The organism is Lysinibacillus sp. FSL K6-0075 (assembly GCF_038592945.1).
In the GTDB taxonomy this organism is placed as follows: domain Bacteria; phylum Bacillota; class Bacilli; order Bacillales_A; family Planococcaceae; genus Lysinibacillus; species Lysinibacillus fusiformis_F.
The window spans coordinates 1,723,320-1,743,435 of sequence record NZ_CP151947.1; the positions used below are offsets into that span (position 1 = coordinate 1,723,320).

The 20,116-nt window shown below is 39.4% G+C and carries 17 protein-coding genes; 15 read left to right on the plus strand and 2 right to left on the minus strand.

What is annotated here, in order from left to right:
• The 6 genes from fdrA to MHB65_RS08300 all read left to right on the plus strand — a co-directional run bounded on the left by fdrA (position 1) and on the right by MHB65_RS08300 (position 7,330).
• Positions 1–1,554 carry an acyl-CoA synthetase FdrA gene (gene fdrA, locus MHB65_RS08275; protein WP_342443084.1) on the plus strand — a complete coding sequence of 518 codons (1,554 nt, stop codon included), beginning with the start codon at positions 1–3 and terminating at the stop codon, positions 1,552–1,554.
• Positions 1,547–2,974: a DUF1116 domain-containing protein gene (locus tag MHB65_RS08280; protein ID WP_342443085.1), complete on the plus strand. Its 1,428-nt coding sequence runs from the start codon at positions 1,547–1,549 to the stop codon at positions 2,972–2,974. Before fdrA ends, MHB65_RS08280 begins: the two co-directional genes overlap by 8 nt.
• Positions 2,975–3,005: 31 nt before the next feature.
• Complete coding sequence (locus MHB65_RS08285; protein WP_342443086.1) at positions 3,006–4,484, plus strand: cytosine permease; 1,479 nt, start codon at positions 3,006–3,008, stop codon at positions 4,482–4,484.
• Between the two features lie 2 nt (positions 4,485–4,486).
• On the plus strand, positions 4,487–5,437 hold the full coding sequence (gene arcC, locus MHB65_RS08290) for a carbamate kinase (RefSeq protein ID WP_205442460.1): 951 nt from the start codon (positions 4,487–4,489) through the stop codon (positions 5,435–5,437).
• Positions 5,438–5,450: 13 nt separating this feature from the next.
• Positions 5,451–5,909, plus strand: coding sequence for a nucleoside deaminase (locus tag MHB65_RS08295; RefSeq protein WP_205442461.1), 459 nt, complete (start codon positions 5,451–5,453; stop codon positions 5,907–5,909).
• Positions 5,910–6,094: 185 nt separating this feature from the next.
• Complete coding sequence (locus MHB65_RS08300) at positions 6,095–7,330, plus strand: Zn-dependent hydrolase (protein WP_342443087.1); 1,236 nt, start codon at positions 6,095–6,097, stop codon at positions 7,328–7,330.
• A gap of 94 nt (positions 7,331–7,424) precedes the next feature.
• Here MHB65_RS08300 and MHB65_RS08305 read toward each other — a convergent pair whose 3' ends face one another.
• On the minus strand, positions 7,425–8,621 hold the full coding sequence (locus MHB65_RS08305; protein WP_342443088.1) for an MFS transporter: 1,197 nt from the start codon (positions 8,619–8,621) through the stop codon (positions 7,425–7,427).
• A gap of 128 nt (positions 8,622–8,749) precedes the next feature.
• Here MHB65_RS08305 and MHB65_RS08310 point away from each other — a divergent pair, with 128 nt between their 5' ends.
• Positions 8,750–9,628, plus strand: a complete 879-nt coding sequence (locus MHB65_RS08310; RefSeq protein WP_342443089.1) for a LysR family transcriptional regulator — start codon at positions 8,750–8,752, stop codon at positions 9,626–9,628.
• A 196-nt stretch (positions 9,629–9,824) separates the two neighbouring features.
• On the plus strand, positions 9,825–11,075 hold the full coding sequence (locus MHB65_RS08315) for an MFS transporter (RefSeq protein ID WP_342443090.1): 1,251 nt from the start codon (positions 9,825–9,827) through the stop codon (positions 11,073–11,075).
• Positions 11,076–11,136: 61 nt separating this feature from the next.
• Here MHB65_RS08315 and MHB65_RS08320 read toward each other — a convergent pair whose 3' ends face one another.
• Positions 11,137–12,984: a multicopper oxidase gene (locus MHB65_RS08320; protein ID WP_342443713.1), complete on the minus strand. Its 1,848-nt coding sequence runs from the start codon at positions 12,982–12,984 to the stop codon at positions 11,137–11,139.
• A gap of 325 nt (positions 12,985–13,309) precedes the next feature.
• Between MHB65_RS08320 and MHB65_RS08325 the strand changes: the two genes are divergently transcribed.
• From MHB65_RS08325 to MHB65_RS08355, 7 genes are all read left to right on the plus strand, one after another.
• Positions 13,310–14,734 carry a tetratricopeptide repeat-containing diguanylate cyclase gene (locus MHB65_RS08325; RefSeq protein ID WP_342443091.1) on the plus strand — a complete coding sequence of 475 codons (1,425 nt, stop codon included), beginning with the start codon at positions 13,310–13,312 and terminating at the stop codon, positions 14,732–14,734.
• Positions 14,735–15,052: 318 nt separating this feature from the next.
• Complete coding sequence (locus MHB65_RS08330; RefSeq protein ID WP_342443092.1) at positions 15,053–15,535, plus strand: DUF5590 domain-containing protein; 483 nt, start codon at positions 15,053–15,055, stop codon at positions 15,533–15,535.
• Positions 15,536–15,551: 16 nt separating this feature from the next.
• Positions 15,552–16,745: a pyridoxal phosphate-dependent aminotransferase gene (locus tag MHB65_RS08335; protein WP_205442470.1), complete on the plus strand. Its 1,194-nt coding sequence runs from the start codon at positions 15,552–15,554 to the stop codon at positions 16,743–16,745.
• 28 nt (positions 16,746–16,773) lie between these two features.
• Complete coding sequence (asnS, locus tag MHB65_RS08340) at positions 16,774–18,069, plus strand: asparagine--tRNA ligase (RefSeq protein ID WP_342443093.1); 1,296 nt, start codon at positions 16,774–16,776, stop codon at positions 18,067–18,069.
• 77 nt (positions 18,070–18,146) lie between these two features.
• On the plus strand, positions 18,147–18,875 hold the full coding sequence (locus tag MHB65_RS08345) for a DnaD domain-containing protein (protein ID WP_205442473.1): 729 nt from the start codon (positions 18,147–18,149) through the stop codon (positions 18,873–18,875).
• Positions 18,876–18,887: 12 nt separating this feature from the next.
• The gene (gene nth, locus MHB65_RS08350; RefSeq protein ID WP_342443094.1) at positions 18,888–19,550 is read left to right on the plus strand and encodes an endonuclease III; all 663 of its coding nucleotides are present in this window, start codon (positions 18,888–18,890) and stop codon (positions 19,548–19,550) included.
• A complete protein-coding gene (locus MHB65_RS08355) occupies positions 19,547–19,861 on the plus strand; it encodes a YpoC family protein (protein ID WP_016994288.1) in 315 nt (104 codons plus the stop codon). Before nth ends, MHB65_RS08355 begins: the two co-directional genes overlap by 4 nt.
• Positions 19,862–20,116: the final 255 nt, after the last annotated feature.

Sequence of the window (20,116 nt, forward strand, 5' to 3'; positions counted from 1 at the left end):
ATGAGTATTAAAGTCGTAATTAAGCGCAACACATATTTTGATTCAGTGTCATTGATGTCACTATCAACAAAAGCGAATCAAATTGAAGGCGTTGAGCAAGCAATTATTGGTATGGGTACAGAAATGAACAAAGGGGTCATTCGCAATGTTGGTTTGATGACACCAGAAGTGGAAGAAGCAACAGCAGGGGACTTAATGATTATTGTCAAAACTACTAGTGCGGATCAAACAGAAAGCGCTTACCTAGCAGTTGAAGAATTACTAACAAATAAAAATAAAGCACAAGCAAAAAGCGATATTAAATACGCAACGATAGATTCTGCTGCACAAGGTATCCCTGATGCAAACTTTGCGGTCATTTCTGTCAATGGTGCATTTGCCGTACGTGAAGCACGCAAAGCACTTGAAAATGATCTACACGTGATGCTGTTCAGTGATAATGTGAGCGTTGAAGACGAAGTAGAATTAAAAACGTTAGCACATGAAAAAGGTCTATTAATGATGGGGCCAGACTGTGGTACGGCCATTATTGGTAATACAGGTCTTTGCTTTGCCAACGCTGTGAGAAAAGGCAATATCGGTATCGTAGCAGCATCTGGTACAGGTAGCCAAGAGGTAAGTGTTCGTATTCATGACTTCGGTGGTGGAATCACACAACTGATCGGTACTGGCGGAAGAGATTTAAGTAAAGAAGTAGGCGGCATTATGATGCTTGATGGCATTAAAGCCCTTGATGCGGATGAAGCGACAAAAGTGATCGTTCTAGTATCGAAGCCACCTGAAGCAAGTGTTGAGAAAAAAGTGCTCGCACAAATCAAAGAATGCAGCAAACCAGTAGTGGTTTACTTTATCGGTGGTAATGAAGAAGCTGTAGTGGCAGCTGGTGGACAATTTGCTAAAACATCGAAAGAAGCAGCATTAAAAGCGGTCTTACTAGCAGGTATTGATGAAGCAGGCATTAACAAACGTGCACTTAACATTCCATTAGTTGAAGAGGTTCGTGCAAAATTAGCACCAGAACAAAAATACATTCGTGGGCTATTCTGTGGCGGTACGCTTTGTGATGAATCTATGTATCTAGCGATGGAAAAATTCGATAACGTTTACAGTAACATTCAGAAAAATCCTGATTTCTTATTGAAAGATATCAATGTGAGTCAAGAACATACGTTCATTGACTTCGGTGATGATGATTTTACAAATGGTAAACCACATCCAATGATCGATCCATCTTCTCGTATTGAGCGTTTCTTACAAGAAGCAAAAGATCCGTCAGTTGGTGTCATTGTGATGGACTTCGTATTAGGCTTTGGCTCTCATGAAGACCCAGTTGGCGTTATGCTTCCTGTCATGATTGAAGCAAAACAATTAGCTGAAAAAGAAGGCAGACACTTAGAAATCATTGGGTATGTCCTTGGAACTGATTTAGATACGCCTAACATAGATGAGCAAGTGAAAAAATTAATCGATGCTGGTGTTACACATGCAAGCAGTAGTACAAATGCTGGATTACTTGCTAGAGAAATGGTGTTGAAAGGAGAAAATCATGAGTAAGATTAATGAACTTTTTACAAGTAAAATTAACGTAATTAACGTAGGTATTGAACTTTTTAAAGATGATATTTTAGCACAAAATGCAAGTGCTACACACCTAGAGTGGTCACCACCAGGTGGAGGTAAGCCAGAAATTATTGCAGCACTAAACAGAATCGATAAAGCAGAACTTGCTGAAAAAATTGAAGCAGCAAACCGTCTTGCAGTTGAAAAAATTGTGAACTCTCAACCCGTGCTGATTGGTTTTGATCAAGCCATCAATGTTGTGCCTGGCATGACGAAAAAAACAATTTTACACGCAGGACCACCCATTACGTGGGAAAACATGAATGGCCCAATGCAGGGAGCTGTTATGGGTGCACTTGTATTCGAAGGATTAGCAAAAGACTTAGAAGAAGCAGCAGTGGTAGCGGCTTCGGGAGAAATTACATTCTCACCTTGTCATGAGCATAATGCCGTCGGTTCAATGGCTGGCGTAACATCTGCTTCGATGTTCATGCACATCGTTGAAAATAAAACGTATGGCAATATCGCCTATACAAACTTAAGTGAGCAAATGGCAAAAATCTTACGTATGGGTGCCAACGATGACAGCGTTGTTGAGCGATTAATATGGATGCGTGATGTGTTAGGGCCAATTTTACGTGATGCAATGAAATTAAATCAAGACGGCATCGATCTACGATTAATGCTTGCACAAGCACTACATATGGGCGACGAATGTCATAACCGTAATAATGCCGGTACAAGCTTATTAATTCAAGCACTGACACCATATATCTTAGAAACAGATTACCCTGTTGAACAGAAGCGAGCAGTATTCGATTTCGTGGCAAGTAGTGATTATTTCTCAGGTCCTACATGGATGGCCTGCTGTAAATGTGCATTAGATGCTGCACATGGGATCGAATATAGTACAGTCGTGACAACGATGGCACGTAACGGTGTAGAATTTGGTGTTCGTATTAGTGGCATGGCAGGTAATACATGGTTTACTGGCCCTGCACAAAAAGTAATCGGACCGATGTTTGCTGGCTATAAACCAGAGGATTCAGGTCTTGATATTGGGGATAGTGCTATTACAGAAACATACGGTATTGGTGGTTTCGCAATGGCTACTGCACCAGCAATCGTTGCTTTAGTAGGTGGAACAGTAGATGAAGCAATTGGTTATTCTCGTAAAATGAAAGAAATTACAACGACAGAAAACCAAAATATTACCATTCCATTATTAAACTTCATGGGAATTCCTACAGGTATTGATATTCGTAAAGTCATCCAATCAGGTATTCTTCCAATTATTAATACAGCTATCGCACATAAAGAGGCTGGAATCGGTATGATTGGTGCTGGTATTACGAATCCTCCAATGGAAGCTTTTGAAAAAGCATTAATCACAATTAGTGAGAAGTGGGCTTAAGCCCACTTCCTATAAGTAGGAGGAGCTTTATATGGAACACGCTAAAATTGAACAGTCCAATCAAGACTATAGAGCACTTGGCTATTCGGAAGAACTTTTACCAAAAGGTCCTCAGGAAAGAGACTGGGGAATCTTTAACTACATTACCGTGTGGATGGGCGCAGTTCACAATATTATGTCTTATATGACGGTTGCAGGATTTTTTGTCTTAGGATTATCAGTTAATCAAGTTTTCTTAGCCATTATGCTTTCAGCAGTGATTGTCTCAGCAGGCTATTGCTTAAATGGATATTCTGCCTCTAAATATGGCATTCCATTTGCCATATTACTAAGAGATTCATTTGGAGTGAAAGGCTCTATTATTCCAGCATTATGTCGAGGATTGATTGCTGGGGTTGTATTCTTTGGTACGACAACAGTTGTGGGCGCTCAATCCCTTAATGTATTATTTGCAAGATTCATTCCGAACTATATGTCTATTGGTGGAGACTTCACTATTTTTGGCTTAGATGTTCCGACAATGATTTCTTATATTATTTTATGGGTCATTACAGTTTTACTATTTTTAGGCGGCATGGATATGCTAACAGTCTTTGGTAAATATTCATCACCGATTGTTTATATTTTCATTATTGGCGCAGCTATTTGGGCAATTAATATTGCTGGAGGAATCGGGCCCATTTTAGAATATAAGCCTTCTACAACAATGGAAAGTCCATTGGTCTTTATTGCCTGTGTGAGCGCGTTGGTTTCAAACTGGGCGGGTCCAGTTGTAAATATTGCAGACTTTACGCATCGAGCTAAATCGCCAAAAGCAATGATCTATGGCTTATCCATTGGTATGATCGGCTCGTATCTCTTGTTTGCGATTACTTGTATTAGTTTAATAGCAGGGACAGAAATTGCTTTCGGGCAACCAATTTTTAATATTGTAGACGCTATTGATAAAATTCAAAATCCATTTTCTGTAATTGTATTAATTTTAGCTTTAAATGTAGGCGCAACAGCTTTTGTAGTTTTCGGTAACTTATTACCATCGGGATTACAAATGACAACTTTATTCCCTAAAGTATTTACTGTCAAAACAGCAGGGATTTTAACAGCGATTATTGGCACAATCATTTTGCCTTGGAAACTCGTATCGAGTACAGAAACGTTATTTTTCTTCTATAGTTTTATAGGCTCTATGTTTGGACCAATCGCAGGTATTATGTTGTCTAGCTTCTTTATCGAGCGTAAAAGACGTTTAGATTTATCCGTAATTTATGTGGAAGAAGGGAGCAATGGGGCTTATAAATCTGGCTATAACATCGTAGCATGTATCGTCCTTTTGATCAGCTTCCTTTTACCGATGTCAGGTGCTTTCCTGAAAGGTGTGCCGTTCTTAGTACAGCTAAATAACTTTGCTTTCTTTAGCGGACTGATCGTGTCATTCATTTTATATACGTTGTTATATAAATTTAATCAGCAAAATGTTCAAAATAGTGTAGAAAAAGAAGTAGGGGTGTAGTTGTGAATAAATTAGTAATTGTAGCAATCGGCGGTAACTCGTTGGTAAAAGATAGTGGAAGCGAATCCATTCAAAGTCAGCAAGAGGCAGTTGCTCAAACTGTCGAACATATTGCGGATATGATTCAGGAAGGTTATAAAGTGGTTGTCACGCATGGCAATGGCCCACAAGTTGGTTTCACTTTACAACGAAGTGAAATTGCTAATGAGGTATCGGGCATGCCAGCAATTCCCTTAGTAAACTGTGTAGCTGACACACAAGGTGGAATTGGCTATTTGATTCAACAAGCATTAATTAACGAACTGGCTAAACGTCAAATTGATAAAAAAGTAGTCAGTGTGATTACACAAGTTGAAATCAATGAAAATGATCCAAACTTTATTAACCCCACAAAGCCAGTTGGTTCATTCTTTACTAAGGAGCAAGCCGAGGAGATGTTAGTCGAGCATCCCGATTGGAAAATGGTAGAGGATTCGGGACGTGGCTATCGTCGTGTTGTGCCTTCCCCAAAACCAATTGATATCGTGGAAAAAGACGCAATTAAATCATTAATTGACAATGATTATGTCGTGATCGCTGTAGGCGGTGGTGGAATTCCAGTTGTTAAAAAAGAAAACAATGTCTATGAGGGTGTAGATGCAGTAATTGACAAAGACTTTGCAACAAGTCTATTAGCTGCACAAGTAAATGCAGACTCATTAATTATTACGACGGGTGTTCCTCGTGTGTTTATTAACTTTGGAAAACCTGAGCAACAAGCACTTAAAGAAATTACAGTCGAAGAAACAAAGCAGCATGTTCAAGATAATCAGTTCCCGCCAGGCAGTATGCTACCAAAAATCGAAGCAAGCTTAAGCTTCTTAGAAAATGGTGGTCATCGAGTGATTATTACAAACCCTGAAAGTCTAAAAGAAGCGATTAATAATCAGGCTGGTACTCATATTATTAACTAGGAGGAATCACGGTATGGATTACATTCAACTAGCTGTTGATAAAACAAAAGAAGGTATCAATCAAAATATTGGTGGACCATTTGGTGCAACGATTGTAAGAGGAGATGAAATCATCGCTGTTGTAGGCAATACAATGATGCGTGATACAGACATCACTGCACATGCAGAAATAGTAGCCATTCGTGAAGCCTCTAAAAAGCTTGGCACAATGGATTTATCGGATTGTGTCATCTACGCTACATGTGAACCATGTCCAATGTGTGTTGGCGCAATCATTTGGTCGGGTATTAAAGAAGTCCATTATTGTAATACAGCAGAAGATGCTCATGTACATGGCTTCTCTGATATGCATTTACGTGATTACTTAACAGGTAAAGATAAAAGTGTGCTGAACATGAAAAAAATTGAAACGACGGAAGAATGTGATGCATTGTTCCATCATTTCAATGACAAAATGGCGAATAGTAAATAGATTGCAGCAGTCATATACTGTTTAAGTCTTTCTGACAAATTAGAGCAGGGATCTCGTTATAGAGAATCCCTTTTCTAATTTTCAACCAAAAAGGTGTAAAATAATTGGTACAATGTAAAAATGCTATGAAAGAGTACATTTGGTCTGATTTTCATCTTCGTAATGCTTAAGAAGGAGCTGTTTACATGATCTATAAAGAACGTTATCAACAATTACTAGATAAAATGAATCAATATAATTCAGGCGAGAAAGGGATTACGAGAGTTGCCTATACGAATGAAGAACAGGCTTGTTTACATGCCTTTATTCGTTTATGTAAAGATGAAAATCTTCAAATTCATATTGACCATTGTGGAAATCTTATTGCTCGAAGAGAAGGCAGTGTGCCAGGATTGCAGCCTGTTGTCATGGGATCCCATTTAGACACTGTCTATCAAGGCGGTAAATATGATGGCGTTGTTGGTGTAACCGCTGCCCTAGAAGTCATTAAGCGATTAAACGAGCGCTCTATTGTGACAGAGCATCCAATTGAAATTATCGCCTTTGCCTGTGAGGAGTCTTCAAGATTTGGTGTGTCGACAGTAGGCAGTAAAGCAATGGCAGGTCTAATCGATAAAGAAAAATACCGCCATTTGGTTGATCGAGATGGTATTACGATGGAGCAGGCTTTTGCTCATTGTGGACTTGATTTTAGTAGTGTTGATCAAGCAACAAGAGTAGAGGAAGGATTCCATGCCTTTTTTGAATTGCATATTGAACAGGGACCATTGCTTATTAACTATGAGAAAAAAATAGGTATTGTAACAGGGGTAGCAGCACCAGTTCGCTTATTAATGAAGTTAAACGGAAAAGCATCCCATTCAGGCACGACCCCAATGAATATGAGAAAGGACGCTCTTTTAGGAGCATCCGAATTGGCATTAGAATTGGAAAAAGCAGCGATAGCAGAGCAGGAGTTTGGAACTGTGGCAACAGTAGGGATACTAGAGGTTGTGGCAGGCTCGATGAACGTAGTTCCAGGTGAAGTGGAGTTAACTGTAGATATCCGATCATCCTCTGTGGAATCGAGAGAACGTGTCCTTCAGCATTTTTATACTGTTATTGCAAACGTTCAACAAAAGAGACAGCTTACGATTGAATACAATGTCATTAGTTCAGAGGAGCCTGTCCTACTTTCTCCAAATCTAATGCAAGATCTAGAAACGATTTGTGTAGAAAAGAAACTCTCCTATCAATTTATGCAAAGTGGAGCAGGTCACGATTCTATGAATATGACGAGGCTCGGACCAGTTGGCCTTATTTTTATTCCTTCTGTGGATGGTTTAAGTCATCATCCGGATGAACATACAGCGCTTGAAGATGTATTAATAGGAATCGATGTATTAGAGGCCGTTGTTCTAAAATATGCTTCAGTTAGCTAATTTGCATTAGTCATCTGAAAATCTACGTTTATTGCTAACGTAATGATTCATAAAGGCAAAAATCGATTTCATAATAAAAAGACGACCTTCCTTGTTAGAAAGTCGTCTTTTTCATATGTGCATGATGCATTTGCTTCTGATTCCCAATTTTTAGTTGAATCAGTATCATCACGATGACGATAACAATCATGCCAATAATGGCAGTTGTAAAATTGCCTGTGTAATCTCGAACAAGACCGACAAAGAAGGGGCCAAATGCAGCAAATACAAAGCCAACTGATTGTGTCATGGCAGCTAAGAAGCTGGCCTCGTGAATATCTTTGGCCTCATCAATAGGTAGTGTTAGCCCTAATGAGAATAGCCCACCTGCACCAATACCAATCAGAATACTGCTTAGCCAAGGACTATAAGAAAACAGAAGCATCAATAAACCGATTAATTCTAATGATGAATTGCCTACTAGCCATACAGCTCTATGCTGAAAACGGTTATTTAATATAGGCACTAAAAACGTAGCGGGCATTTGGGCAACTGTTAATAGTGTCAGCATCAGCCCAGCTTCGTGTTTGCTATAACCTAAATTTTCAGCGATTGGGGGTAACCAAGCCATAATGGTATAAAACATAAAGGCCATTAAGCCAAAAAAGCCTGTTAAAAGCCAAGCCTTTTGATTCATTAACATTTGCTTCACAGTTATGCTCGTACTAGGTGAATTCGCGACTGTTGCCGTAACTGTTTTCTGTTCGAGGGGCTTCCACCAAAAGAATAAAGCGATTAAAGCAAGAATAGCCCAGGAGGCAGCAGAAACTTGCCATGAATGAAAAAGGTTACTTAAGGGAATAGAAAGCCCTGAACCAAGTGCAGCTCCTACTACAAGTGCTAGCGAGTAAATACCCACTACACGAGAAGGGTTCGCAAATTTCTCCTTAATATAGCCTGATAATAATGGTCCCACGATGGCAATGCCAATGCCTGATAACAAGGCCGTTAACAGCATGACCCAGGCAGTATAAGCAAAATATCTGGCAGCTGTTGCTAGTCCAATAAGAATAAGAGAGTAAGCGATAGCTCGCTCAATGCTCCAACGATTGGCTAGTTTGATTGCAAAAGGTGCAAATAAGCCCATACAAAGTACAGCCAAAGAAGTGAATAAACTGGCCGTAGCCGCACTCATATGTAAAGCCTCACGAATGGTGCCTAATAAAGGGGACACCGAAGTAATAACAGGACGTAAATTAAAGGAAGCTAAAATAATAGCGAGAATTGGTACGATTTTACGTTTTATATTCATTGTCTTTCCACTCCGTCATATCAAATAAATAATAAGTCCAAATTGAAGTCTATACTAACTAGAATGATTGAACAATACTATTATTACTATTACAATAATAGTTACAAACTATGATGGATGTGATCGTTATGGAAATAAGGCATTTGCATTATTTTATGGCAGTCTATGAGGAGCTACATTTTACAAAAGCTGCTGAGAAACTGGGCATCGCTCAGCCGACATTAAGTCAGCAAATACGTGTGCTTGAGGATGAGCTAGGTATGCCATTGTTCGATCGGATTGGCAAAAAAATTGTTGTGACGGAGGCGGGCTCACTATTATTTAGCTATACTTCAGAGGTATTGAATACATTACAAAATGTTAAAGATTCTATTAAAGATTTACAGGCGCTAGAAGGGGGGCAAATACGTATTGGCATTATGCCCTCTGATCTTGACTATCGGATCACACAGCTAGTTATTGATTTCCATCAAAAATTCCCAAAGGTGAAATTAAAGATACTTGCTTCAATCGATATTATGCGGCAGGTGCTTGAAAATGAAGTGGATATCGGCATTGGGACGAATGTAGAATCAGATGATCGTTTGGTTATTATTCCTTTATGTAGAGAGGAATACGTATTGACTGTTTCAAAGGAGCACCCATTGTCAAATCAAACAGTGATCTCAATTGCTGAATTAGAAGACCTTCCTATGGTGATGTATCCAGAAGGCTTTCTTGGTAGAGAGGTTGTAGAAGAGGCTGTAAAAAAGCATGGTTTTCAACTCCATTCTATTCTTGAGACAAGCTCTGTCACGTCCATCATGAATCTTGTTCGAGCCAATATTGGTGTGACGGTGCAGCCTTATCCGTTACTCCAACAAATGAATGATCCTACTTTGTGTAGTATACGGATTTCAAATGGTGCACCAAGCCGTAGCTTATCGATTATTTACCGCGTAGATCGCTATGTCAGTCAGGCAACAACAGCTATGATTGAGCAAATTAAAGATTATTTCAAAGGCTAGTACGAATAAAATAAGGGAGGTATAAAAATAAGTTCCTTTTTTTGGAGCGTTCACATATACTATTTATAAACCGACAGTCAGTCTATTTTTGTAGGGCAAGTCAAAAAAGCTTGTAAAGCCTCAACTTGTGCCTACATTTTTTTTACACAAATGATGACCGACTGTCGGTCTAGGTATATAAAGGGGTGGTCAGTATATGGAAATGCTAGTCAAAGAAAAGGGCTTTTCGAAAGATTTCATCATTATGGTAGTTGGTCAGATTATTTCTATTTTGGGCTCTGCACTTTTAAGATTTGCTCTTTCACTTTTTGTTTTAGACATAACGGGGCGGGCAGATCTTTTTGCCGTGCTTTTTGCTATTTCAAGCCTACCTATTTTACTTACGCCATTTGGTGGTGCTATAGCAGATCGTTTTAATCGGCGTAATTTAATGGTCCTATTTGATTTTGTCAGTAGCGGCATTGTGTGGATGTTTTTTATTGGATTACTAACAGACAATCATTCAGTGCTATGGATTGGCTTGGTTATGGTGCTACTATCATTTATTAGTGCGATGTACACGCCAGCTGTAATGGCGAGTATCCCGCTATTGGTTAGCGACCAGAAGCTTGAGCAGGCCAATGGAATTGTCAATGGGGTGCAGGCATTAGCGGGGGTGACGGCACCTGTACTTGGAGGTATTTTATATGGAATGCTAGGTCTCAAAACTCTTGTCATAGTGAGTGGTTTATTATTTTTCTTTACGGCTATTGTAGAAATGTTTATGACAATCCCATTTGTAAAACGTAGCTATGATGGTCATTTGGTACCGACATTACTCAAAGACATGAAAGAAGGTTTTACTTTTGTCGTGAAGCAAACATTTATTTTAAAATGTACGCTACTTGCTGCTTTATTGAATTTATTATTGACACCACTATTTATCGTGGGTGTGCCTATTATTCTTCGTGTCACGATGAAAAGTAATGATACATTATATGGAATAGGAATGGGCATTATTGATTTTGCGACGATTTTAGGCGCGTTAACGATGGGTTATTTTGCTCAAAAGCTGCGTATTCACACCCTATACATTTGGGTGTTAGTGTCAGCCTTTTTAGTAATTCCAATGGCTATGGCTGTATTTCCTCACACACTTCAAATTGGCTATTATCCCTCCTATATCCTATTTATTGGTTGTGCTCTTGTCATTGCGATGATGATGACAATCATCTCTATTTACGTGATGACGCTTGTCCAAAAGGATACGCCGAATGAGCAATTAGGGAAGGTTATGGCGATTATGATGGCCGTATCACAATGTATGGCACCGCTTGGGCAAATGGGGTATGGATTGCTATTCGAGTTCTTTCAAGACAACATCTATGTACCAGTCCTTATGATCTCTGTGTGTGTATTATTATTAGCGTTCGTAACGAAAAGACTATGGCGATTGGAGACTAAATAATTTGCTAGGACAAAGAAAACCACCTTTTCATTGGTAGTTTTCTTTGTAAAGCAATCGTTAGTTAAAATCTTCTTGTTCTACGACGAGGCCGATGCCTGCTGGTAGGAGTATTGGTAGGAATGGTTGGGAACAGTAGCGGTGGCATATGTTGTGTATTATCTCCTATATGAATAACAATTGATTCCTCTTGAATAGGAGAGGCTTCCTTTTCTTCCTCATGTGCTGAGTGTTCTGCCGCATGTAATAGTGGTGCTGGCGATTCGCTATGATGGGTAGTACTTGTAGTGCTAGTAGGATTTGTGGGAGCGGTTGTTTCTTGATGTGATGCTGAATGTTCTACTTCTGCATGCGGCTGCTGGACAGCATGGACGTCTTTCATGACGAGAATTGGTCGCATCATATCATGATCCTCATGCTCCAGGAAGTGACAATGCCACATATAATTTCCGATATGATCTTTCCAATGCATAATAATTTTCGTAACCTTACCAGCATCAGCTTTCACCGTATCCTTCCAACCTCGTTCATAGTCTCGTGGTTCTTCAGGCGGTCCTGTAAATTGTACGATGCCTTCATTTTGATAGATCTCTAAATCAAAGGGCCTTCGTTCCAGAATTTTAAATTGAATAAGATGTAGGTGAATAGGATGGATAAAGGGTGTCGCATTAATAAAGTTCCAGATTTCCACACTGTCTAAAGATGGTTTTTCTGTTGCTGGATCATGGTACATACGATCATTTAATAGTAACATAGGTCGCCCAAACTCATCAGTGGTCGCTGTCAGTGGCAGTTGTCTGTCGATATGTGCGTGGTGTGGATGTAGATCCATAGAAACGGCAAGTCTTTCTGGAATTTCACTTGTATCTTCACATTTTAAAGGCAGAGTTACTCGAAACTGCATAATCACATTTGTATGTTCATCACTGAAATCAGTATCAGTATTAAGTAAGGTGATCTCCTGTCCAGCACAGCTTGAGAAATCGATAATGACATCTGTGCGTTCAGCTGGCAGCAACTCGACGGATTGGATAAGTTGTGGAGCTGCTAAAAAACCCCCATCTGTACCAATTTGAAACATTGGTTGACCATTTGACAGGCCGATGACATAGCCTCTGCGATTGGAGCCATTTAGAAACCGAAATCTATATTTACGTGGCTCCACATCTAAATAAGGCCATAGTTTTCCGTTAACCACTATCGTATTGCCAACAAAGCCTGGTGTGATAGAGGGGTGAACGGGAACTGGGAATGGTGGTTCATCAGGATAAAACAATGAGCCATCCTCGTTAAACGATTTATCTTGTATTAAAATCGGATATTCATAGTCTCCACATGGTAAATTGGAACGTTCCTCAAGTGCATCCCTCAGTAAATAAAAGCCTGCTAATCCTGCATAGACATTTAAACGTGTTAAAGCCATGGCATGGTCATGATACCACATGGTAGTGCCCGGCTGATGATTCGTATATTCATGTATTTCCTTATTAAATTTTGGACCAGTATGCCGATAGTCTCTTGTGTACCATGCTTCTGGATGACCATCACTTTGCCAATCCACATTGGCACCATGTAAGTGAGTGACGGTCCTCACTTCTTGTGAATCGTTGGCGGCATGAAGCGTAAAATCTACTGGCAAAAAGTGCTGTAAGGGCAGCTGGTTTTTATATTTCACGTAGATAGTTTTGTCTTTAGAAGCTTCAATGGTTGGTCCTGGATAAAGCCCATTGTATCCCCAAATTAATGAGTTTGGAAAATGCTTATGAAAACGATGCTGGCCTTCCATCATAACCAATTCGTAATAATCATTCTTTTGTTGCCCTCTACTGTATTTGGGTTTAGCGATCATTGGTTTTGGGAGTTCATCTACAAATTTTGGAATCGTTGCTGGGTCAGAGGGGTTAATTTGCATACTCACAACATCACGTCCCTTTTCAATACTTAAAATGGCTAATTATCTCATCATATGGGTAAAAACAATAGGTAACGAGGACAAAAATGGAGAAAAATGTGTAAAGACATAAAAATTTTAGCTACAGATTATTGTTGGAATAAGATGGTTCATTTTGAAAGCAAATTGATGTAAGATTTTAGAACAATCACCACGAGCGATTTTTGCAATATAGGTAATAGTTGGTATCTTACGAAAAAGGCGGACGAAGTGAATAAATATGTCTTATAATTGAGAAAGCACAAAGTAAATTGGATGATATAGGGCATGGAGAAGTGGTGAAACGGTGGAATTAACATTAGAGGAATTAAATAAAACGATTATGGAGATGCGCACAAAGGGGTATTTAACAGAAGCGCTAAAGCTAGCTGATCAAGGACTTTTAGTCGCATTAGAGAGCAATAACTATCCATATGTATTGGATTTGTATTATCAAAAAATATTAGTTCATCATTCTTTAGGTGACACATTAAGCATGGTCAGCCTTATTCATGATTATGAAGCCATTTGTCAAAATTATGGTACGACTAAAGATTTAATGCATTATCATTTAGTGATGTCCTTAATCTATGATTTAGTGGGTATCCGTGAAAAAACGGTGGAGATGACGAAAAAATCTATCGCCTATGCACAGGAGCTACAAGATCCAATCATGCTTGTTCGTTGTCATAATAATTTATGCTATCTAGAGGTAGAGAAGGGCTGCACAAAGGAAGCACTTCAAGCAGGGCTATTAGCTAAAGCGTATAATAAATCCCTATCTAGAACAATGCCTGATTTAGCAAAATTACATGATATTCGTATTAATAATAATTTAGCAGATGTGTATATTTTAGAAGGAGATTTTTTGACGGGGAAGGCATTGCTGGACAGTACACTATCTTCGGACATTATTCAGCACCATAAACGCGAAAAAGTAGCGGCACTGTTTGGTTATGGTTTTTTATATGAAAAGCAGCAAAAGCTTGAAGAAGCTGTATCCTATTATAAACAAGCGATAGAACTTGCTCAATCCTATGGGGATAAGCCGATTACAAAAAAAGTGATGCGCTTACTGTTAAATGTATTGTATCAATTGGATTGGCGAGATGAGATTTTTGATGTACAGCGTGAATATATTGATCTCTCAGAAAAAATGAGTGTTGCTAATTTACTGCAACAAGTAATGAACTTGGAATTTAAGCGTCAAAAGGAGAAGCTTGAGGAAAAAGCACATTATGATCCATTAACAGGCGTATTAAATCGTCATTTTTTAGATTATGAGCTACAGGAATGGTTGAATGCAGCGAAAATGACGCAATCCTATGTATGTATTACGGTACTGGATGTCGATTATTTTAAATTATTTAATGACACGCATGGTCATTTGTTTGGGGATATGATTTTACAGCTTTTAGCTAACGGCTTGAAGGATTTTTTACAGGATGAAGATGTGAAAGTTATTCGTTATGGTGGAGATGAATTCATCCTTTGTTTCAGGCATCCGCAAAAGGATTATATCAAAGCATTGGTCCATAACACCCATGCCTATTTGCTCTCATTAAAGCTCGAACAAGAACAGCAAAGCTATCCTTTAAGGGTGAGTATGGGGGCTTGTGTGAATAATCAGAAAAACTATCAATACAAAGAGCTATTTGAGCAAGCAGATAGCTGTTTATACCAAGCGAAAGCGAATGGCCGTGCTAGCTGTGTTCTATACGAATTATCATAATTACTCGTTCCTATTTACATGGTTAAATAGGAATTTTTATTTTGATTTAGCCATGATATTTATTCCTAAAAAGAAGCGTTTTTTATCTGGAATGAAATTTACTGTAGTCATCATTTGAAAACGTTGTTCTAGCAACGTACAATATATGAAATTAAGAAACACGACAGTACAAAATTGTTGTATAATGTTGTGGTATGAGGAAAGAAAGCAGGTTGACAAAATGGAAAGCAAAATGAATGGTTACACAGTTATAGACACACACATGCATCAGCTATGTGTTATACCAAAACAGCTCGATGTGAAACATAAGGTGAATAGATGAAAAACTGGTTAATTTTCATTTCTGTCTTTATTGTTTCGTTGTCACTTGTCATTAGTATTTTAGTACTCTGGAAAGCCGAGGCTCCGTTCCGTTCAATTGAAGAGCAGGCTGAACAGTTGGCACTCGATGCCAAAGCCCTCGCAATTGTATCGGAGTCCTACACATATAATGGCAAACATTCGTATGTTACTGTGTTCGGGGTAGACGAATACGGTGATAAAAAAGCTGTCTTTGTTCCGACGAATCTAGACGAGGATTCCATTCAGGAAGTGTTATTAGAAGATGGTATTACGGAAAAGCAAGCATTATCGGTTTTTAAAAATGAAGGAAATGTACAAAAAGTCCTCCACATGAAATTAGGCTATGAGGAGCCTGGCGCAGTTTGGGAAATTACGTATCTGAACGACCATGACCAGCTCAACTATGTCTATATTATGTTTAAGGATGGCGACTGGTGGAAGCGCATTACGAATTTATAAGAGGAGTAGATCCCGAATGAAAAATTTATTAGCAACACGTGTAAAAACTTTAACACCATCTTCAACTTTAGCGATTACTGCGAAAGCAAAAGCATTGAAAGAGCAAGGTATTGATGTTATTGGTCTTGGGGCTGGTGAACCAGACTTTAATACACCTCAAAACATTTTAAATGCAGCCATTGATTCAATGGAAAAAGGGTATACAAAATATACACCTGCTGGCGGACTTCCAGTTCTGAAAAAAGCCATTATTGATAAGCTTCAACGCGACAATAACCTTGCCTATCAGCCAAATGAAATCATTGTGGGTGTAGGGGCAAAGCATATTTTATACACGCTATTCCAAGTGATTTTAAATGAAGGCGACGAGGTTATTATTCCAATTCCTTATTGGGTGTCTTATCCAGAACAAGTGAAATTAGCTGGCGGCGTACCAGTATATGTTGAAGGTACACGTGAACAAAGCTATAAAATTACAGCGGATCAACTGAGAGCAGCTGTGACAGACAAAACAAAAGCAGTGATTATCAATTCTCCTAGCAACCCATCTGGCATGATTTATTCTCGTGAAGAGCTAGCAGAACTTGCTGCTGTTGCAGAAGAAAAAGATATTTTAATCGTGTCAGATGAAATTTATGAGAAGCTTGTATACAATGGTATTGAGCATTTTTCAATTGCACAACTTTCTGATGCAGTGAAAGCACGTACAATCGTTGTAAATGGTGTGGCAAAATCTCACTCTATGACAGGCTGGCGTATTGGGTATGCTGCAGGCGACGCAGACATTATTAATGCAATGACTGACCTTGCATCACACTCAACATCTAACGCGACAACAACAGCACAATATGCAACTGTGGAGGCTTATAATGGATCTCAAGATACAGTAGAGGAAATGCGTCAGGCATTTGAATCTCGTCTTGAAAAAATTTATCCACAGGTAAGTGCTATTCCTGGCTTCCATGTATTAAAGCCACAGGGTGCATTCTACTTATTACCAGACGTAGCAGAAGCAATGGCTCATACTGGCTATGATTCAGTAGATGCATTTGCTGCGGATATTTTAACAGAAGCAAACGTAGCAGTGATTCCAGGCTCTGGCTTCGGCACACCAACTACAATGCGATTATCTTATGCTACATCTTTAGACTTATTAGAAGAGGCAGTCCGTCGTATTGATTCATTTGTAAAATCAAAATGGCAAGACTAATCCTGCTAGTCGACTTTGGAGGATTTCTATGAAAAAAATTATGATTAAAGATATGCCACTGCATATCGGTGAAACAGTCAAAATTGGCGCTTGGTTAGCTAATAAACGTTCAAGCGGCAAAATCGCGTTCCTACAGCTACGTGATGGCTCTGGCTTTGTACAGGGTGTTGTTGTGAAAGAAGAAGTAGGCGAAGAAATTTTTGCTACGGCAAAAGGAATGACGCAAGAAACTTCTATGTATGTTATAGGTGAGGTTAAAGCTGACGAACGTTCAAGCTTTGGCTGTGAGCTTGCCATAACTGGTATTGAGGTACTACATGCAGCAACTGATTTCCCAATCACACCAAAAGAACATGGTCCAGAATTTTTAATGGATAACCGTCATTTATGGCTACGTTCTCGTAAACAACATGCTACTATGAAAATTCGTAATGAAATCATTCGCGCTACATACGAATTTTTCAACAACAACGGTTTTACAAAAATGGACCCACCAATTTTAACAGGTTCTGCACCTGAAGGTACTTCAGAGCTGTTCCATACAAAATATTTTGATGAAGATGCTTATCTATCTCAATCTGGTCAGCTTTACATGGAAGCGGCTGCGATGGCTTTAGGAAAAGTATTCTCATTCGGTCCAACGTTCCGTGCTGAAAAATCTAAAACTCGTCGTCATTTAATCGAGTTTTGGATGATCGAGCCTGAGATGGCGTTTGTAGAATTTGAAGAAAATTTAGAAGTACAAGAACAATATGTAGCACACATCGTACAATCTGTACTTGCAAACTGCAAATTAGATTTAGAGCGACTTGGCCGTGATACATCGACACTTGAAAACATTAAAGCGCCATTCCCTCGTATTTCGTACGATGATGCGATTAAGCTTTTACATGAACAAGGCTTCGACGATATTGAATGGGGCGATGATTTTGGTGCGCCACATGAAACAGCGATTGCGAACTCATTTGACAAACCAGTATTTATTACTTGTTACCCAGTAGGCATTAAACCGTTCTATATGCAGCCACATCCAGATCGTGATGATGTTGTATTATGTGCTGATTTAATTGCACCAGAGGGTTATGGGGAAATCATTGGTGGTTCTGAGCGTATCCATGACTATGATTTATTAAAATCACGTCTGGAAGAGCATAACCTATCATTAGATGCCTATGCATGGTATTTAGAGCTTCGCAAACATGGCTCTGTTCCACATTCAGGCTTTGGTCTAGGGTTAGAGCGAACTGTCGCATGGATTTCAGGCACAGAACATATCCGTGAAACGATTCCATTCCCACGTTTACTGAACCGCTTATATCCATAAGCTAATCAATTTAAAAGTCGCGTAGTGAACTATCTACGCGGCTTTTCTACTTACTTAAAGAAGGGGTCTGGAGAATAATGAACGTAAATAATCATCGACTCCGTACATGGACTGAGCAGAGAATGATTCCCATTCCTCAGCTTTTTTTTCAGTTTTATAAGGAGTTAAATATGGAGGATGAAGAGGCACTAATTGTCATGCACTTATTAGCCTTTCATATGGAGGGGAATGACTTCCCGACACCGAATGATCTAAAGAATCGTCTCACAATGGCTGACAATGACATCACATCACGTTTACAGCGATTAATGCAAAAGGGATTCCTTGAAATTACACGTGATGTTGATGCAGGAGGCAAGCTATATGAAAAGTATTCCGTATACCCACTTTGGGAGCGCATTTTGCAGATGATTGATATGAAAGAGCAACAACAAACGGCAGTGACTCTTCAACAAGAAGAAGGTGAGATATTCCGTCTTTTTGAAGAGGAAATGGGGCGCCTTTTATCTCCTTTAGAGCTTGAAAAAATTGGATGTTGGCTTGATGAGGACAAGCATAGTCCAGCACTCATCAAAGAGGCGCTAAAGGAGGCTGTCTTTGCTGGGAAACTGAGTATACGCTATATTGATCGCATTTTATTAGAGTGGAAAAAGAAAAATATTACAACACCACAAGCCGCACAAAAGCAAAGTGAGCAGTTCCGTGAGAAACAGACATTTAACAGAGCACCAGCTCGAACAGCTCAGCCAGAATCGCAATCAACGAGTAAAGTACCTTTTTATAATTGGTTGGAAGAAAGAGAATAGGGGGCATCCAGTTTGTTAACGAAAAAACAGTGGGAGCATTGTCTACATGAGATGGATCGAATGTTTCCCGATGCACATTGTGAGCTCGTACATGACAATGCCTTTGAGCTAACGATTGCTACATTATTATCTGCACAATGTACAGATGTACTAGTCAATAAAGTAACGAAAACATTATTTCAAAAATACAAAACACCAGAAGATTATTTAGCTGTTTCTTTGGAGGAATTGCAACAGGATATTCGCTCGATTGGCCTTTATCGCAATAAGGCGAAGAACATTCAGGCGCTATGTCAACGCTTGCTAGATGAGTACGGTGGCGAAATCCCTGCAACCCGTGAAGCTTTGGTGACATTACCGGGTGTAGGACGAAAAACGGCCAATGTCGTGCTTTCAGTAGCCTTCGATATTCCAGCACTTGCAGTGGATACCCATGTGGAGCGAGTATCCAAACGCCTAGGGCTCTGTCGATGGAAAGATTCGGTGCTTGAAGTAGAAGAAACGATTATGAAGAAAACGCCAATGGACAAATGGTCAAAAACACATCACCAACTAATTTTCTTTGGACGTTACCATTGCAAGGCGCAAAATCCTGGGTGTCATACTTGCCCTTTATTCGATGATTGTCGTGAAGGTCAAAAGCGTTTAAAGAAAGGCCTGGTGAAGGAAGCATGAATAGCGAAGCCATTGCAAAAGACAAAGTAGATGCCTGGTTTGCCCAATGGACTACACTGCAAGCCGCTATCCATACAGCCCATGATGCGAGAAACGGTCTGGCAAAAGGGCTAATGGAAGAAGCCATCGAGCTATTTGAACAACTTGTGCAAGCAGCAGGTGATGAAGTGCTACCGATTAATGGCGTTGAACGACTTGCCTTTATCAAAGCCAAGCCAGGTCAATATGCATGCTATCGTCAACTAGATGAGCTATTTAAAGAAACAAAAAAGCGCACAGCACGATTACGGATTCAAGCTAGTAAAAGCTAGACTGTGTAGAGTGAAGGATAGAGTGTGAGAAGTGGATAGAACAGGTAAAGTGAAGGATAGACCACTAAAAGTAGCGGATAAAGCATCAGAACTGATGGATAGACTGTGCAGAGTGAAGGATAGAGTATGAGAAGTGGATAGAACAGGGAAAGTGAAGGATAGACCACTAAAAGTAGCGGATAGAACATCAAAACTGATGGATAGAACGTCAATATTGACGGATAGCCTCCTCAGCCTTCACTACCTAATAGAAAC

What these genes read in the sequence shown, in the direction of transcription:
- MHB65_RS08300 (WP_342443087.1), top strand. Translation starts at nt 6,095, where the DNA reads ATGATCTATAAAGAACGTTATCAACAATTACTAGATAAAATGAATCAA.
- MHB65_RS08355 (WP_016994288.1), top strand. Translation starts at nt 19,547, where the DNA reads ATGAATAGCGAAGCCATTGCAAAAGACAAAGTAGATGCCTGGTTTGCC.
- MHB65_RS08320 (WP_342443713.1), bottom strand. Translation starts at nt 12,984, where the DNA reads ATGCAAATTAACCCCTCTGACCCAGCAACGATTCCAAAATTTGTAGAT.
- asnS (WP_342443093.1), top strand. Translation starts at nt 16,774, where the DNA reads ATGAAAAAAATTATGATTAAAGATATGCCACTGCATATCGGTGAAACA.
- MHB65_RS08285 (WP_342443086.1), top strand. Translation starts at nt 3,006, where the DNA reads ATGGAACACGCTAAAATTGAACAGTCCAATCAAGACTATAGAGCACTT.
- MHB65_RS08315 (WP_342443090.1), top strand. Translation starts at nt 9,825, where the DNA reads ATGGAAATGCTAGTCAAAGAAAAGGGCTTTTCGAAAGATTTCATCATT.
- MHB65_RS08280 (WP_342443085.1), top strand. Translation starts at nt 1,547, where the DNA reads ATGAGTAAGATTAATGAACTTTTTACAAGTAAAATTAACGTAATTAAC.
- fdrA (WP_342443084.1), top strand. Translation starts at nt 1, where the DNA reads ATGAGTATTAAAGTCGTAATTAAGCGCAACACATATTTTGATTCAGTG.
- MHB65_RS08335 (WP_205442470.1), top strand. Translation starts at nt 15,552, where the DNA reads ATGAAAAATTTATTAGCAACACGTGTAAAAACTTTAACACCATCTTCA.
- MHB65_RS08305 (WP_342443088.1), bottom strand. Translation starts at nt 8,621, where the DNA reads ATGAATATAAAACGTAAAATCGTACCAATTCTCGCTATTATTTTAGCT.
- MHB65_RS08310 (WP_342443089.1), top strand. Translation starts at nt 8,750, where the DNA reads ATGGAAATAAGGCATTTGCATTATTTTATGGCAGTCTATGAGGAGCTA.
- MHB65_RS08330 (WP_342443092.1), top strand. Translation starts at nt 15,053, where the DNA reads ATGAAAAACTGGTTAATTTTCATTTCTGTCTTTATTGTTTCGTTGTCA.
- MHB65_RS08295 (WP_205442461.1), top strand. Translation starts at nt 5,451, where the DNA reads ATGGATTACATTCAACTAGCTGTTGATAAAACAAAAGAAGGTATCAAT.
- MHB65_RS08345 (WP_205442473.1), top strand. Translation starts at nt 18,147, where the DNA reads ATGAACGTAAATAATCATCGACTCCGTACATGGACTGAGCAGAGAATG.